The sequence below is a fragment of the Nostoc sp. genome, assembly GCF_036917635.1.
In the GTDB taxonomy this organism is placed as follows: domain Bacteria; phylum Cyanobacteriota; class Cyanobacteriia; order Cyanobacteriales; family Nostocaceae; genus Nostoc.
Window position 1 is genome coordinate 187,638 of record NZ_JBALCW010000098.1, and the last position, 15,864, is coordinate 203,501.

A 15,864-nucleotide genomic window follows, 5' to 3' on the forward strand; every position below is an offset into this window, starting at 1 on the left:
GAATGCGAATAGCATCTGTCTGCAACACGCTGTTCGCGTTCGTATAGAAGGGGCTTAAGGCAGGGTAACCCAACATTTTATCCTTGCTTATGTTGGGTTACACTGCCGTTCAACCCAACTTACATCTTAACATTGATAGATTTTACTATAAGTTATCACCCGAACTTGATATTATCCCTTGTTGCTAGCCTTTCCTTTTGGCAGAAGGGGAGATGCCGGAAGAAGGTGTAGGTTGATAGCGCAGCATTTTGGTATATGCTATAAAGTAATTTAAATAGTTATTTAAGATTCTAAGTATAATAATTTTCTTGTTTGACCAACAGTTTACGTAATATTAGCTAAACTTTAGAAAATCTTCAAACCATTTCCAGCAAAAATTACCTGGCAAGAGTTGATTAATATCTAAATAATTGAAAGAGAGTATAACAACTCACCGTGATTATTCGTGCAGCGAGTTGACAGCGCATGAGCTACTGCTTAAATCCCACCTGCCCCAATCCAGAAAATTTGGTACATAGCCAAAAGTGCCGCTCTTGTGGCTCGCAACTACTGTTGCGCGATCGCTATCAAGCGATCAAACCATTAGGTCAGGGTGGCTTTGGAGCAACCTTCTTAGCCAACGATCAAGGCTTACCAGGAGAACCGAGCTGTGTAATCAAACAATTACGCCCATCAGGAAGCGCCCCACACGTTTTACAGATGGCCAGAGAACTCTTTGAACGAGAAGCCAAAACTTTAGGTAAGATTGGCAATCATCCCCAAGTACCAAGATTGTTAGACTATTTTGAAGATTATGAGCAATTCTACTTAGTTCAAGAATACGTCAGTGGTGATACTTTGCAGGAAGAGGTCAAACTTAACGGCATCTTAAGCGAAACTGGAGTCAAGCAATTTTTAAGCGAGATTCTGCCACTACTGCAATACATCCACGAGCAAAAGGTAATCCACCGTGATATTAAGCCAGCCAACTTAATTCGCCGCACTCAAGATGCCAGAATGGTACTCATAGACTTTGGGGCCGTCAAAAACCAAATCAGCCAAGGTGCGGTAAATCAATCAGGACAGACAGCATTAACTGCCTATGCCATTGGTACTCCTGGTTTTGCACCTCCAGAGCAAATGGCTATGCGTCCAGTCTACGCCAGTGATATCTATGCAGTGGGAGTGACATGCATTTATTTACTAACTAGCAAAACTCCTAAAGATTTAGATTACAATCCCAACACTGGCGAGATGATGTGGGAGCAACTTGTGCAAGTGAGTGACCACTTGAGCAATGTATTGCGAAAAATGTTAGAGGTGTCTGTACGTAATCGCTATCAGTCAGCGACAGAAGTTCTCAGAGCTTTGGAAATAGAACCATATTTAGAAAGTTTAGCCAAGGGTTTACTAATTAAATCAGACACTGGGTCTAAAGAGCGAACACCCAACCACCCGGAAAATTCTGCTGTTTTATGTAACAACTCTTCTGCTGCTGCTAGTACAGGAGTGGCACAGGTAGCGGCAGCAATTCGCGCTAGACGAGCCAAGGCAGCAGCAGAAGCAGCTGGATTACAGCAGGCTTCTGGGATGGCCAAATCAGAGACTTTAACTAATAGCAACAGTAATAGTTCACAAGTTAAAAGTTCTAAAGTTGAGCGTAAATTAGATACCCAAGGTTTATTAACTGCCTATCAGAAGGGAAGACGAGATTTTGCTCTACACAATTTAAAGTTGCTGAATCTGCAAGGTGTTGACTTATCCCAAACAAATTTCCATTCCACTCAATTGCAAAATACCAATCTCCAGGGAGCTAATCTTTACAATAGTGACTTTAGCAGGGCCAGTCTCACTCGAGCAAATCTCAAGGATGCTAATTTGAGCAAAGCATACCTTAACCATGCTGATTTAGAAGGGGCAGACCTGCGAGGCGCAGACCTCAGCAATGCTTATCTCACTAATGCCAACCTCCGAGGAGCTAATCTGTGTGGTGCTAATCTCACCAGTGCCAAAATTTCTGATGAGCAGCTAGCACTAGCAAAAACAAATTGGATGACCATCCGCCCCAGTGGTAAACGAGGCTTGTTGTGAGTTAAAAGTTTAAATTTGATAGTTACTCCTTGCTCTGGCTCCCAGACTAGTACCGCAAGGCAAAAGTCAAAAATCACGGATTCACGCATTCAAAAGTATTATGAAATAAGCTTTTTAGGGGTTTGAAATGGTTGCTCTATTTATTTCGTTCTGTACTAGTGGCCTGTCCTATTAGTTATGAGGGGTGAATAAGTTCGTAGTCAGGACTTTAGTCCTGGATTTTTAAGCACGCTTTGTGCTTAGGGAATTCCAAGAAATAAATTATTCCAATAAACGAACCACTCCAGACACAGAGAACGCACAGAGAATAAATAGAGAGAGTTTTTGCGTCAGTTTTAGAACATTTTTTTATTTGGAAGTCCCTTACTACAAACTCATGAAAATTAATGGGATAGACCACTAGTACTCTGTCAATTCAACTTTGACAAGGAGATAAATTCTTCAATTTCTCTTCTTTCCTTCTTCCAACTCTTGGAGACGCACTCGCGTTCGTGGTTCGTTCCTTTCCCCTTCAAACTTCGCTTGACAGACTACTAATTCCCTCTTTTTTAAGGAGGCTTAGGCAGGATCAAGTCTTAAACTCAACTGTATTATTTTATAAAGTTCACAAGAGTTCTATTTTTTCATGAGCTTAGATAAATCAGCCCTTATTCTTATCGATAAAACTCAGATTTATTCAAAACCGAAATCAGGTAATACAAGGTTTACGTATAATGACTGACTTTGCACAAATGGAAATAGAACGGAGATTAACTTTATATCAGGTATTTCTTAAGTTGTATGAACACCACAGCGGCCTTCTAGATGAAATTCTTCAGCTAGAAAACCTATCTCAACCTTCGTTGACAAGAGTGAAGAGATGTTACGTACATGGTGTAGTGGATACTTCTGCTGTTTATTTGATGACTAATTTGTGCGACAATCAGACCCAAAGTTTACGGCAGCCTCAGCAAATCTGGACAATAGGTCGTAATCGCAGCAGTGGTATTTGCATTGTTGATAGTTATATGTCTCGTCGCCACGCTGCTATTCAATATATTGACGATCAAGGCTTCTACTTTATAGACTTCAACAGTACCAATGGCTCATTTGTGAATGGCGATCGCGCTTTTGTCCCGATCAAGCTCAAAGATGGCGATCGCATCCGTCTAGGTAGTATGACTTTTGATTTTTTCATGAATTCTACAAGCCGCGTTTTGCCAACTGTAGCAATGGAGTTATTGATGCAACTTATGCATCGAAAGAGGGATAATCAAGTAGAAATACTTACTCATCCCCAGAATCGACCAAAACTTTTACCTGAAAAACCACATGATAATTCAGAAATTAGAAATTATAGACTAGTAGAGAAGTTAGAAGATTGCTCTGACAATTTCAGTTCCGAACAGAAATCAGAAATTTTAGACCGCTTTTTTAGCAGACAAATACCATAGAATCCCAGCTAAAAAATTGGAAATCATCTAGCGCTTTTCGTTTGCATAAAGTATATTTTTAAACCTCACCCCCACCCCCTCTCCGATGCTTTGCAGAGGGGAGTGTAAGTTTCCTCAAATACGGGGTGAGGTTCAGACTGCAATAACTCATCAATACTTTCAAAAAGGTGGGTTAACTCTCTATGTAACCCACTACAGATTAAAAGTTGCAGATAAATCCGCATTCCTTATTCTTCTGGCTCTAAATCGACTTCTTCCTCTTCATCTTCTTCACTGGTTTTAGCTACAGAGTTAGCAGAAACAACAGCACCTTTATCTAGTTTTTCCCGCACCAGTTTCTTAATTTCTTCAGCAAATTCTGGCTTTTCTTCTAGATATTTAATGGCGTTATCTCGTCCTTGGGAGATATTATCGCCATTGTAACTATACCAAGCCCCCTTGCGGACAATAATGGAAGTTTCTTCTGCCAAGTCTACAATACAACCCAAGGTTGAAATTCCCTTGCCAAAAATAATGTCAAATTCCGCAATCCTAAAAGGCGGAGCTACTTTGTTTTTAGCTACTTTAACTTTAACGCGGTTCCCAAATTCATCTGTACCTTTTTTCAAGGTTTGAATCCGGCGAATATCCAAGCGCACCGAAGCGTAAAATTTTAATGCGTTACCACCAGTAGTAGTTTCTGGGCTACCGTAAGTAACACCGATTTTTTGCCGTAACTGGTTAATGAAAATTACTGTACAACCGGATTTACCAATATTACCCGTAATTTTACGTAGAGCTTGGCTCATTAACCGCGCTTGCAGACCAACGTGAATATCACCCATATCCCCTTCAATTTCCGCGCGAGGAACCAGTGCTGCTACTGAGTCAATGACTACAATATCAACCGCAGCAGAGCGAACGAGCTGATCGACAATTTCCAAAGCTGATTCGCCTGTGTCAGGTTGGGAAATCAGCAAATTGTCAATATCTACACCCAATGCCGCAGCATAAGTAGGATCAAGGGCGTGTTCAGCATCAACAAAGGCAGCAATACCGCCATTTCTTTGCACTTCGGCGAGCGCATGTAGCGCTACTGTAGTTTTACCAGAACTTTCCGGCCCATAAATTTCAATTACCCGCCCCTTGGGTAAACCACCACCCAATGCTAAATCTAGGGTGAGCGCCCCACTGGAAATTGTTTCCACCCGCATCCGGGTAGCATCGCCCAGGCGCATGATTGCTCCTTTACCAAAGCTGCGCTCAATCTGGTTGAGTACCATAGTCAGCGCTTTTTGCTTGCCTGAAGTATCGGTGTTGATAGCCATTCTTGCCTCTAAATATATGGTTTTAAGGAGTGTTGCTCTGGGAATTTGAGTAGAACAGATATACTATTTTAACCAGAAAATTCTGGAATAGGACTTCTCAAATCAAAAAAGGGGTGTAACAAGATCGTAACTCGATCGCTACCAGATTAGGGTAGTTCTGCACAATGATACCAACTTGCATTCAGAGATAGCTTTTTTTGGCTGGGTAAGCAAGGGTTTTCAACAAAAAATCATCTAAACAACCTCGACAGTAGAAGCGTACTGGTGAGCATTTGTGGAGGTTGCTAAATTAGGAGCGATCGCTATGCCACTCATGACATCATCTACAGGTGCTGTATAGGGTCGGGATCATCTGTAAAAAGTTTCTATGGGAATAGTAAAGGGATTTTTAGCTTTCAGGGTCTATGATGCTCAATCTTACTTGCTGCCTATCGGCTTAACGTATAATTACTATTTAAATAGTATACAGCACCAGTACAGGGGAAACGTTATGGCTAAAGTTAATTTAGATGCTCTAATTCCACGAGAAGATTTTGATGTGGAAGAAAATATTAATCTAGGTAAGAAAAAAGAAACGATTTCTATTGAAGACCTTAAAATAGACTCATTCTTCTTTTCAAACATCAGAAAACCTGATTTTCAAAGAGAAACTAACGAATGGGATAAAAATAGAATTTGTGAATTTATCAAGAGTTTTATTGAAGGAGATTTAATACCAGCAATTATTTTATGGCGAAGTACAGGTGGCTACTTGTTCGTAATTGATGGTAGTCATAGATTGAGTGCTTTATCTGCCTGGGTAAATGATGATTATGGTGATGATAAAATTTCAAAAGATTTTTATGATGGGGTAATTTTTGATGAGCAAGTAAACATTGCTCAAGAAACACGAAAATTAGTAAACAAAACGGTTGGTTCCTATTATGATTTTAGGTTGGCTTCCACATCCCCTGAAAAAGTTAAACCCGAAGTTGTCAAATACGCTAAAAATCTAGCAGCCCTGGCAATTCAACTTCAATGGGTTGAAGGTGATGCAACTAAAGCAGAAAGTTCATTTTTCAAAATTAATCAACAAGCTGCACCAATTGATAAAACTGAGCTAAAACTCCTTGAATCTAGGAAAAAGCCTAACAGTATTGCGGCACGTGCAATTATTAGAAGCGGCAAAGGACATAAATATTGGTCATCTTTTTCAAATGAGACACAAGATCAAATACAAGAAATAGCTAAAGAGATTAATGAAATACTTTTTGCGCCTAAGTTAAAGACTCCTATAAAAACTTTGGACATACCAGTTGGAGGAAAACTATATTCATCGCAAACATTACCATTAATTTTAGATTTTGTGAATGTTGTTAATAATCTAGATTTTAATAATAAGGGAATTAATGATGACTTAACTGGTGAAGCAACAATACAGTTTTTAAAGAAGACCAGAAAAATTGTGTATAGATTAAATAGTAATCATTGCTCATCATTAGGATTACATCCAGTTATATACTTTTACTCAAAAGAGGGACGACATAGAACAGTATCTTTACTCGCTGTAGCTAATTTTGTAATGGAACTTGACAAAAGAAAAAAAATAAATGACTTCATTCAAGTACGAGAGCCATTTGAGGAATGCCTCATAAAATATGATTACTTGATTCAGCAAATTTATTTAAAATATAGGTCTGTTAAAAAAAGCTACAAGGATGTATCAAAATTATTTCAGAGAATTGTAACTAATTTACAAACTGAAAAAACAATTGACAATGTTATACATGAGATTATATCTAGCAATGATTTTCAATATTTGACTATTCTTACAATAAATAAAGAAATAAGTTCATCCACACAAGACTTCAATACAAATAAAAAAAGTGAAATTTATATAAAAGATGCATTAAAAAACGCACTAAAATGTAAAATATGCAATGGCTTTATCCATAGAAATTCAATTTCGATTGATCATATCCAGCGTAGAGAAGATGGCGGACTAGCAAGTGTAGATAACGGACAGATCACTCATCCATACTGTAATACAGGATATAAAAATTAAGTGATTAAAATATTTTTACTTAACCAAAATGCTAAAATATAGTCAAAATGTCTAAAATAGTCAAAATTGCTATGCAGAGCTACACTTTAACTGATGCTCGGAACAAACATGGTGAGGTTTTTGACAAAGCTGCTACTGAGCCAGTTCTACTAACCAAGCAATCACGGCCTAGTCATGTGATTATTTCAGCCGAGAGTTACCAAAAATTAATTAATCGGCTGCAACAATTAGAGGATATGGTTTTAGGCCAAGCAGCTGAAGTTGCTCTGAGTCAGTCCAAAATGATTGGTACAGAAGCTTTTACATCTGCATTAGAGCATTTAGCTAATGGCGAAACTTGATGGACTAGCAACTGTTCTTGATTTTCTGAACGGTTTACAGCCTAAAATAGCAGCACAGATTGCAAAAAAGGTTTTGGCTTTGAATGTTGAGCCTTTACCTAGTGATAGTGAGCAGCTATCTGGTTATCAATCAAGATTTAGTAGAAGTGATTTTAGTCGGTAAGCGCAATGATGATGATGTCTACAAAAGATTGAAGCGTTTATTGGGTTAATCTTTGGTTTTCATGAAAATGCTAAAATTTCTCCAGCACCAATGCTTTCAGGCATCTTTGATGACTTTCGACCTTCCCGACTCTCTGATTCTCCATACTGCACTTTCAGTTTCTGGATTAACTGACTATATCCGCTTGCTGTTAGAGCAAGATGAACAATTACGGCAAGTTTGGGTAACTGGCGAAGTCTCCAGTGCTAATCACCATCGGAGTGGTTTGTTTTTTACGCTGCAAGATACCGATCGCACCGCCGGAATTAAGTGTGTAGTATGGAATAGCCAATTGCCAAAACTAGCTCAGATACCCGTTCCCGGTGAGCAAATAATCATTTTGGGTAGTATTCGCCTGTATCCGCAACGGGGAGAGTATCAGTTATCAATTTGGCAAACTCTACCTGCTGGTGTTGGTTTACAGGCGCTACGCTATCAACAACTCAAAAATCGCTTGCTGGCTGAGGGATTGTTCGACACACAAAGAAAGCGATCGCTCCCCACCCACCCCCAAACGATCGCTGTCGTCACTTCACCAACGGCTGCTGCTTGGGGTGATATTCAAAAGACTCTCAGACAAAGGTATCCAGGTTTACATGTTTTGTTTTCTCCGGCTACAGTACAAGGTGAGCAAGCGCCAGAATCTATCGTCAAAGCAATTGAGCGGGTGGAAAAGGATGGACGCGCCGAAGTGCTAATTTTATCGCGGGGTGGTGGCGCGGTTGAGGAATTGGCTTGTTTTAATGATGAACGTGTGGTGCGATCGCTTGCTAGTTGTTCTATTCCCGTAATTACTGGTATCGGTCATCAACGAGATGAAACTTTGGCAGATTTAGTCGCAGATGCTTGTGTGCATACACCCACTGCGGCGGCGGAAAAAGTTGTGCCAGCACTTTCAGAGTTGTATACTGAGCATCGGGGGCGAGTTGTGGCTTTACATGAGGCGGTGCATGACTCTGGGGAAAATGCTCTTAATAAACTGCAAGGATTGCGAAATCGTTTGCGACGTTTGCGGTTAGACCGGCAAGTGCAGCTGGAGGTGGAAAAGCTAGCTTGGAAGCGTCAGCATTTGGTGCAAATTACGACGGGGCGATCGCAGCAAGCAACGCAGCATTTAGAATTATTACGGCAAAAGTTAGCTAGTCTTGACCCGAAAGCGGTGTTACAGCGTGGTTATGCGGTGGTGAGACAAGAAGATGGAGCGATCGCTCGTTCTGCTGCTAAGTTGGCTGTGGGGCAAGATTTGTTGATTCAGTTGGGGCAGGGTGGGGTTAAAGTGAAGGTTATGGAAGTAAACGAACCTTATTAGGCGCAGAGGACACAGAGAGGTTAATGGTTAAACGTAAGAGTGCTTCTAGTTCTGAGGAAGGTTGGAATTATGAGGCAAAGGTTATTGAAATAGAGGGAATCATCGCTCGTATTGAATCGGGTGAGTTGGAATTGGAAGCTGTGTTTGAGCAATTCGCAAGTGCTGTTGAGTATTTGCGTCAGTGCGAAAGTTTTTTGCAGCAACGACAGCAACAGGTAGAGTTGTTGATTGAAACCTTAAGCGATGAGTAGAAGCCAGAGCCGGCTGGTGCGGTTCTTCGGGTTTAAGGGACTGACAAGAAATAAATTATTCTAATAAACGAACCACAGAGACAAGGCAGCGCGGTCTTGGGGGTTTCCCCCATGAGCGACTGCCGCACAGAGAACGCAGAGAGAAGAAATAGAGAGAGTTTTTGCGTCAGTTTTGGAACATTTTTTTATTTGTCAGTCCCTAATAAGTAATCAACCTTTGTTTACATCGTCTTTCAATAGCACTTCTCGAATAATGGCGGAGCGCTCAAGAGCAGAGTGCGCCTCCTCTTTCAATCTTTGTGCTGCCAATGGGAGGTTGCGAGCCTCCATCCTTAAAGCCAAGCGATGTGATAAAGAAGCTTTCTCTTCCAATGCCCTCAAAGCAATCCATAGCGCCTCCTCTATGGCATCAGACTGCGTGGCCAGCAAAGTTCTTGCTGAATAAGCATGACCCGTGCGGCACCGGAAGCGCAACAAATTTCCCTCTTCGACTTCCCAGAGGATACCACCGCAGTCAGGACAGCCAAAGGTTGATGCTTTACCGGGTCGATGGCTTTCATTTTCTACTGCTTCTAAATTCAATTGCGCTATTTCAGTTTCAAACTCCATCTTCCTAGGTATGGGGTTTTCTGGTTCTATTTCGATTGGTATATTAACTAAAGCTACCAAAATAGAAGGAATATCTGAAAGTGGCACAATATGGTCAATATCCTCTACATTTTCGATCGCATTACGTGGCATATCAGGATACATTGCATCGTCGGGATTTTGGATAATTGCCACACCGCCCCGCATTTTTACAGCCATTAGTCCGGCGGTGCCGTCGTCAAGCATACCTGTTAGTAGCACAGCAATCACTCGCTGCCCATAGGTTCGCGCTGCACTGCGAAACAATGGATCAATGGCAGGACGACAACGGTTTTCTTTTGCTCCTCGCGCCAAACGCAAATATCCTTGTTGTACCAGTAAGTGGTAGTCAGGCAAAGCTACATAAATCCTACCATGAACAATAGCTTCGCCGTCATGAGCATGAGACACTGGTAAGTTGGCAGCGCGACTTAATATTTTTGGTAGAACACTCGTACCGTGACTGGATACATGAAGAACTATAATCACAGCAGCATTGAGATCGGGCGGCAAATTCTTGACTAAATAAGTCAGCGCCTCAACTCCACCTGCTGATGTTCCAACAACTATAATATTCTGTTCAAGCATTAATGTAACGATTTCACTAGCATAGCAGGGCGGGCAACAAAAGCACATTTACTGGTGGTAAGGATCATAACGCAGCCAAAGAATTTGCTCATCTAGCTTTAAGAGAATTTATTCTTCATTTGAGGATTGACACTCTCCAGTCCTAAAAGACTCAGCTAACTTTCATCCCGTGGCTGAAGTCCGAAGCTCTGGTAAAATCTTTACATAAATGAGGATTTTAGGGCAATTTTCAAAACACTGATTTGTCTATGATAATCTGCGGAATGTGGGCTTTAACTCTATCCGCTCAATTAATTTACGATGTCTCAGCAACAGCGCATCCTCCTAATTGTCGATGATTCCCCAGAAGATCGAAAACTGTATCAGCAATATTTGCTGCGCGATCGCAAATATTCCTATACTATTCTGGAAGCAACGTTAGGAGTGCAAGCATTAGAACTGTGGCAGCGAGACCAGCCAGATGCGGTTTTACTTAATTATCGACTATCCGACCTGGACGGACTGGAATTTCTGGCTCAATTGCAACTCTTGACCCCACAGCCTTGCCTACCTGTGATTGTCGTCACCGGACAGGCCAATGAAGCGATCGCACTTCAAGCGATCAAAGCGGGCGCACAAAATTATATTGTCAAAGAGCAAATTACCCCAGAAGGGCTGCAAATAGCAATCAATGGGGCAATTGAAACAGTGCGACTACACACCCAACTACAACAGCGGATTGAACGAGAGCGCGTAGTCTCATATATTATCCAGAAAATTCACCAGTCGCTGAATCTGGATGAAATTCTCCAGACAATCGTAACCCAAGTCAGAGAATTTCTTCACACCGATCGGGTTTTGGTTTTTCGGTTCAAACCTGACGGCAATGGTACAGTCGTAGCAGAATCGGTTGGGGCAGAGTGGCGATCGCTGCTTTCCTCGACTATATATGATCCCTGCCTCGCTGAAAACTACCTTGCATGGAATCGACAAGAAATAAGCTACGATCCCGCCTTTATTGAAGATTATATCCAACGCTATAGTCAAGACGTAACAGCAATATTTGATATTCAGGATAGCACTATTGACCCGTGCGACCTTGAATTGTTAGCTGATCAAGTGAAAGCTAATCTGGTCGTACCGATTATTTATGGTAACTACTTTTGGGGGTTGCTAATTGTGCATAAATGTGTTTCTTCACATAGGTGGCAGCCCTTAGAGATTGACTTGGTTAAAGAAGTGGCGAGTCAAGTTGGCATTGCAATTCGGCAGACGGAACTCTATGAGCAGGTACAGAATGGGCTGACCGAGCGCAGACGGGTAGAAACGCAACTACGGTCAAGCGAAGAACAGTTGCGATTGGCACTGTTAGCTTCTCGGATGGGAACGTGGAACTGGAACATCCAGACGGGAAAAATTTCTTGGTCAGATAACCTAGAAGCCTTATTTGGACTGCAACCAGGAGAGTTTGACGGCTCATTGGAGATGTTTGTGGCGCGGTTACACCTTGACGATTGCGATCGCGTGCTGGCAGATGTAGCTCATGCTGTCGCCACTGGAGAAGACTATGACATTGAATTTCGGGTAGTATATCCCAACGGTAAGATTCGGTGGACACTGAGTCAAGGCAAGGTGTTCTACAACCAACAGGGGCAACCGATGCAGATGGCTGGTATTGATATAGATATCACCGAACGCAAACGGTCAGCCGATGCTGTGCGCGAGAGTGGGGAACGTTTCCGGCAACTTGCAGAAAATATTGATGCAGTATTCTGGATCACAGAAGTGTCGGAAAATCGAGTCAGCTATGTCAGTCCTGCTTATCAACGCCTGTGGGGATTAAACCCGGAAGAATTGTATCAAGGAAAACAATCATGGGTCGAGCGTATCCACCCAGAAGATCGAGAATCGACTGATAGAGCGTTTCATGAAAAAGCTGTCGTAGGTAAATTTGATCAGGAATACCGGATTATTTTACCCGATGGTAGTATTCGCTGGGTTCACGATCGCTGCTTTCCACTTCGAGATGAAACAGGAGAGATTTATCGCTTTGCAGGTATTGCCGAAGACATCAGCGAACGCAAACAGGTAGAGCAGTCCCTGCGAGACAGTGAAGAACGCCTGCAAATGGCACTGGAAGGTTCTGGTGGCGGTTTATGGGATTGGAACATTGTTACCAATGAAGATTATTTAAGTTCCCGATGGCTGGAAATGCTGGGATATGAGCAAGGAGAGTTACCTGGGAACTTTAGCAGTTGGGAGCGACTGATTCATCCTGAGGATAAAGTTTGGGTGATGGAACGCTTGAATGCTCATCTTCAGGACGATTCGGTGTCTTACAAATTTGAATATCGGATGTTAACCAAGTCTGGGGAGTGGAAATGGATTGCCAACCACGGAAAAGTGGTTTTGCGCGATCAACAGGGCAATGCACTTCGGATGGCAGGCATCCATCATGATATAACTGACCGCAAACAAGCAGAGGAAGCATTACGCCAAAGCGAGGAACGCTATCGCTGCTTGGCAGAATTAATCCCGCAATTAGTCTGGACAGCCAACGCAGAAGGAGCGTTAATCGATGTCAATCAACGTTGGTTGGAATTCACAGGATTAACGCCAGAACAAACCCACAACATCTGCTGGAAAGAGGTTATCCATCCAGAAGATATAATTATTCTGGCTCAAAAGTGGAGCGAGGCAGTACAACAGGGTACTTCTTATCAAGCCGAAGGTCGGATGCGGCGGGCAGATGGTGTCTATCGCTGGCATCTACACCAAGCAATTGGGCAAAAGGATAAGCAAGGTCAAATTCTCAAATGGTTTGGCAGTGCAACTGATATCGAAGCGCAAAAACAACTCGAAGCTGAACGCGATCGCCTATTCCAGCTAGAGCAAACAGCCAGGGCTGAAGCAGAACGCGCCAATCGGATCAAAGATGAGTTTTTAGCTATCTTATCTCACGAATTGCGATCGCCTCTCAACCCGATTCTTGGCTGGACAAAACTGCTGCAAACTCGCAAATTTAATGCAACTAAAACAGCTGAAGCTTTAGCCACCATCGAACGCAACGCTAAACTGCAAACTCAACTGATTGATGATTTGCTCGATGTCGCCAAGATTCTGCGCGGCAAACTCAGCATCGATGCCGCTCCTGTCAATCTGGCATTTGTGATTGAATCTGCGATCGACACGGTAAGTACAGCAGCTATTGCTAAATCAATACTATTACATCCAGTACTGCCGAATATTGGGCAGGTTTCTGGAGATTCCAACCGCTTGCAACAGATCGTTTGGAATTTACTTTCTAATGCTATCAAGTTTACTCCCAAAGGCGGACGCGTAGAAATCCGACTAAAGCAAACCGACGATCAAGCGCAGATTATCGTCAGCGACACTGGCAAAGGTATTAGCCCTGACTTTCTCCCCTATATTTTTGAATCATTCCGTCAGGAAGATGTCTCAATTACTCGCAAGTATGGCGGGTTGGGATTGGGGTTAGCGATCGTCCGGCAGTTAGTTGAGGCTCATGGCGGCACGATCGCGGCTGATAGTCCAGGTGTTGGCTTAGGAGCCACCTTTACAGTCCAGTTACCATTGCTGAATGTTCAACCGGAAATCAACCAGAGAGATGAGTTGTCACAACAAGCACTCGAACTTACGGGGATTAGAGTGCTGACAGTTGATGATGATCCTGATGCGCGTGAGCTATTAACAGTATTGCTGGCTGAATACGGAGCGCAAGTCTTGACTGTTTCCTCTGCGGCAGAAGTGTTAACAAACCTAGAGTCCTTTCAACCCGATGTCTTAATCAGTGATATTGGGATGCCCGAAGTCGATGGTTATTCCCTGATTCAACAAATCCGAACTTTAACCCCCGAAAAAGGCGGAAAGATTCCCGCGATCGCTTTGACTGCTTATGCCAGAGTTGAAGATTATCAGCAAGCCATAATCAGTGGCTATCAACGCCACGTTATCAAGCCCCTTGATCCAGAAGAGTTAGTTCAAGCTGTGGTAGCACTTGCACATAGTAAACCATCCCCTTCCTGAAAATAATTCGGTTGCCCTCATCGCCCAACCGCGAATCCCAGATTTGAGATTCGGGGAGCCAGAATTTCAAACTCCCTCTCCCAGATTTGGGAGAGGGATTTAGGGAGAGGGTGAAAACTACGGTTCTCAACTCTGTCTGCTGAGTTTTTTGTTAAGCCAGACTACATCTATCTTTTATTTAGATAAGTGCAAAAAGGACATAAACTTTTTGATGTAAAACGAAACATTAAAAGGTGGTTATGGCTAAATTTCTTTTTGTCACTGACTTAGATGATACCCTCGTGTATCGCACTGTGGGCGATGACAGCGCTTTGCCAGAACTAAATCAACTACTAAGTCAACATCGGCAAGAATACGGTACGAAAATTGTTTATTCTACTGGGCGATCGCCTGTACTTTACAAAGAACTCCAAGCTCAAAAAAATCTTTTGCAACCCGATGCCCTCGTCCTGTCTGTAGGTACAGAAATTTACCTTGATGGTACTGATACTCCCGACTCCGGCTGGTCAGAAATTCTCTCTCCGGGATGGGAACGGGAAACTGTCTTATCTATTACAAAAAAATATCCTGAATTAGTTCGTCAACCAGATTCCGAACAGCGTCCCTTTAAAGTGAGTTGTTTTCTAGAACAGGATGCATCTGCGAATGTTATACCACAACTTGAAGCAGAGTTGCAGAAATCTAATTTAAATGTAAAGTTAATCTACAGTAGCGGTATTGACCTTGACATTGTACCCCATAGCAGCGATAAAGGTCAGGCAATGGAGTTTTTACGCCAGAAGTGGAAATTTGCAGCAGAACAAACAGTTGTCTGTGGTGATTCGGGTAATGATATTGCTTTATTTGCTGTAAGCAACGCACGGGGAATCATTGTGGGGAATGCCCGAAAAGAGTTACTCCAATGGCACAATGAGCATCCCTCTGAACACCGCTACCTGGCTTCATGTTTTTGTGCGGGTGGAATTATCGAAGGATTAAATTATTTTGGTTTTTTGTAATGATTAGTTATTTAAAAGGTATAGTCGCTGGTATCCAAACAATTGGCGCTAATCGCGTGATTCTGACTCTGGAAGTGAATGGCTTGGGGTATGATTTGCAAGTTCCCCAACGGCTAGCAAACCAGTTACCAGAGTCGGGAGGAGTAACGCAAATTTTTACCCATTTCCAAATTCGTGAAGAAGTGCCGTTACTTTATGGCTTTGCTTCCCCAGCCGAACGCGATTTATTTCGTCACTTGCTGACTGTTACCGGTATTGGTGCAGCCTTAGCGATCGCCCTCTTAGACACCCTGGAACTACCAGATTTAGTCCAAGCAATTATCGCCGGCAATACACAAATATTAATTCAGGCTCCCGGTGTCGGTAAAAAAATCGCTGAACGCATCTGTTTGGAACTGAAAAGCAAATTAGTCGAGTGGCGCAAATCAGCCGGGTTCTTCGTCGCCACAGGTGGTCCAGCACCAGGAATTCTCGAAGAGGTGCAAATGACCCTCTTCGCCTTAGGATATACTGCCCATGAGGTCAGTCACGCCCTGCATGTCGTCAGCGAAGACATTGGACTACCCAAAGACGCCTATGTAGAAGATTGGATTAAACAAGCGATCGCTCATCTTAGCAGCGAACAAGTTTAATTGTCATTTGTCATTTGTTATTTGTCATTCTCCCCC

The 15,864-nt window shown here is 42.5% G+C and carries 11 protein-coding genes and 1 pseudogene; 10 read left to right on the forward strand and 2 right to left on the reverse strand.

Translation table 11 applies throughout. From position 1 onward, the window contains the following. The first annotated feature begins 465 nt into the window (after positions 1 to 465). Together V7K32_RS24315 and V7K32_RS24320 are read left to right on the forward strand one after the other, a co-directional pair. Positions 466 to 2,070 carry a serine/threonine-protein kinase gene (locus tag V7K32_RS24315; protein WP_334996752.1) on the forward strand — a complete coding sequence of 535 codons (1,605 nt, stop codon included), beginning with the start codon at positions 466 to 468 and terminating at the stop codon, positions 2,068 to 2,070. Between the two features lie 713 nt (positions 2,071 to 2,783). After that, entirely contained in the window at positions 2,784 to 3,503 is a 720-nt protein-coding gene (locus V7K32_RS24320; RefSeq protein ID WP_334996754.1) for an FHA domain-containing protein, read from the forward strand. A 227-nt stretch (positions 3,504 to 3,730) separates the two neighbouring features. Here the strand turns inward: V7K32_RS24320 and recA are convergent, their stop codons facing one another. Continuing rightward, positions 3,731 to 4,810 (reverse strand): recombinase RecA, encoded by a 1,080-nt coding sequence (gene recA, locus V7K32_RS24325; RefSeq protein WP_334996756.1) that lies wholly within the window; start codon positions 4,808 to 4,810, stop codon positions 3,731 to 3,733. A gap of 490 nt (positions 4,811 to 5,300) precedes the next feature. Between recA and V7K32_RS24330 the strand changes: the two genes are divergently transcribed. From V7K32_RS24330 to xseB, 5 genes and pseudogenes are all read left to right on the forward strand, one after another. After that, a complete protein-coding gene (locus V7K32_RS24330; protein ID WP_334996758.1) occupies positions 5,301 to 6,854 on the forward strand; it encodes a GmrSD restriction endonuclease domain-containing protein in 1,554 nt (517 codons plus the stop codon). Positions 6,855 to 6,901: 47 nt separating this feature from the next. Beyond that, positions 6,902 to 7,195 (forward strand): type II toxin-antitoxin system Phd/YefM family antitoxin, encoded by a 294-nt coding sequence (locus V7K32_RS24335; RefSeq protein WP_334996760.1) that lies wholly within the window; start codon positions 6,902 to 6,904, stop codon positions 7,193 to 7,195. Continuing rightward, a pseudogene (locus V7K32_RS24340) lies at positions 7,182 to 7,407 on the forward strand (type II toxin-antitoxin system RelE family toxin). Before V7K32_RS24335 ends, V7K32_RS24340 begins: the two are co-directional and overlap by 14 nt. Positions 7,408 to 7,467: 60 nt before the next feature. After that, positions 7,468 to 8,706, forward strand: coding sequence for an exodeoxyribonuclease VII large subunit (gene xseA, locus V7K32_RS24345; protein ID WP_334996814.1), 1,239 nt, complete (start codon positions 7,468 to 7,470; stop codon positions 8,704 to 8,706). A gap of 23 nt (positions 8,707 to 8,729) precedes the next feature. Next, positions 8,730 to 8,957, forward strand: coding sequence for an exodeoxyribonuclease VII small subunit (gene xseB / locus V7K32_RS24350; protein WP_334996762.1), 228 nt, complete (start codon positions 8,730 to 8,732; stop codon positions 8,955 to 8,957). A 210-nt stretch (positions 8,958 to 9,167) separates the two neighbouring features. On the opposite strand, the gene V7K32_RS24355 is transcribed toward xseB, so the two are convergent. After that, the gene (locus tag V7K32_RS24355) at positions 9,168 to 10,172 is read right to left on the reverse strand and encodes a chemotaxis protein CheB (protein WP_334996764.1); all 1,005 of its coding nucleotides are present in this window, start codon (positions 10,170 to 10,172) and stop codon (positions 9,168 to 9,170) included. Between the two features lie 300 nt (positions 10,173 to 10,472). Here V7K32_RS24355 and V7K32_RS24360 point away from each other — a divergent pair, with 300 nt between their 5' ends. From V7K32_RS24360 to ruvA, 3 genes are all read left to right on the forward strand, one after another. After that, positions 10,473 to 14,198: a PAS domain-containing protein gene (locus V7K32_RS24360; protein ID WP_334996766.1), complete on the forward strand. Its 3,726-nt coding sequence runs from the start codon at positions 10,473 to 10,475 to the stop codon at positions 14,196 to 14,198. A 239-nt stretch (positions 14,199 to 14,437) separates the two neighbouring features. Next, the gene (locus V7K32_RS24365) at positions 14,438 to 15,196 is read left to right on the forward strand and encodes a sucrose-phosphate phosphatase (protein WP_334996768.1); all 759 of its coding nucleotides are present in this window, start codon (positions 14,438 to 14,440) and stop codon (positions 15,194 to 15,196) included. Further along, positions 15,196 to 15,828: a Holliday junction branch migration protein RuvA gene (ruvA, locus tag V7K32_RS24370; RefSeq protein ID WP_229453137.1), complete on the forward strand. Its 633-nt coding sequence runs from the start codon at positions 15,196 to 15,198 to the stop codon at positions 15,826 to 15,828. Before V7K32_RS24365 ends, ruvA begins: the two co-directional genes overlap by 1 nt. Positions 15,829 to 15,864 lie beyond the last annotated feature (36 nt).

What these genes read in the sequence shown, in the direction of transcription:
- V7K32_RS24315 (WP_334996752.1), top strand. Translation starts at nt 466, where the DNA reads ATGAGCTACTGCTTAAATCCCACCTGCCCCAATCCAGAAAATTTGGTA.
- V7K32_RS24330 (WP_334996758.1), top strand. Translation starts at nt 5,301, where the DNA reads ATGGCTAAAGTTAATTTAGATGCTCTAATTCCACGAGAAGATTTTGAT.
- ruvA (WP_229453137.1), top strand. Translation starts at nt 15,196, where the DNA reads ATGATTAGTTATTTAAAAGGTATAGTCGCTGGTATCCAAACAATTGGC.
- V7K32_RS24365 (WP_334996768.1), top strand. Translation starts at nt 14,438, where the DNA reads ATGGCTAAATTTCTTTTTGTCACTGACTTAGATGATACCCTCGTGTAT.
- V7K32_RS24355 (WP_334996764.1), bottom strand. Translation starts at nt 10,172, where the DNA reads ATGCTTGAACAGAATATTATAGTTGTTGGAACATCAGCAGGTGGAGTT.
- recA (WP_334996756.1), bottom strand. Translation starts at nt 4,810, where the DNA reads ATGGCTATCAACACCGATACTTCAGGCAAGCAAAAAGCGCTGACTATG.
- xseB (WP_334996762.1), top strand. Translation starts at nt 8,730, where the DNA reads ATGGTTAAACGTAAGAGTGCTTCTAGTTCTGAGGAAGGTTGGAATTAT.
- V7K32_RS24360 (WP_334996766.1), top strand. Translation starts at nt 10,473, where the DNA reads ATGTCTCAGCAACAGCGCATCCTCCTAATTGTCGATGATTCCCCAGAA.
- xseA (WP_334996814.1), top strand. Translation starts at nt 7,468, where the DNA reads ATGACTTTCGACCTTCCCGACTCTCTGATTCTCCATACTGCACTTTCA.
- V7K32_RS24335 (WP_334996760.1), top strand. Translation starts at nt 6,902, where the DNA reads ATGTCTAAAATAGTCAAAATTGCTATGCAGAGCTACACTTTAACTGAT.
- V7K32_RS24320 (WP_334996754.1), top strand. Translation starts at nt 2,784, where the DNA reads ATGACTGACTTTGCACAAATGGAAATAGAACGGAGATTAACTTTATAT.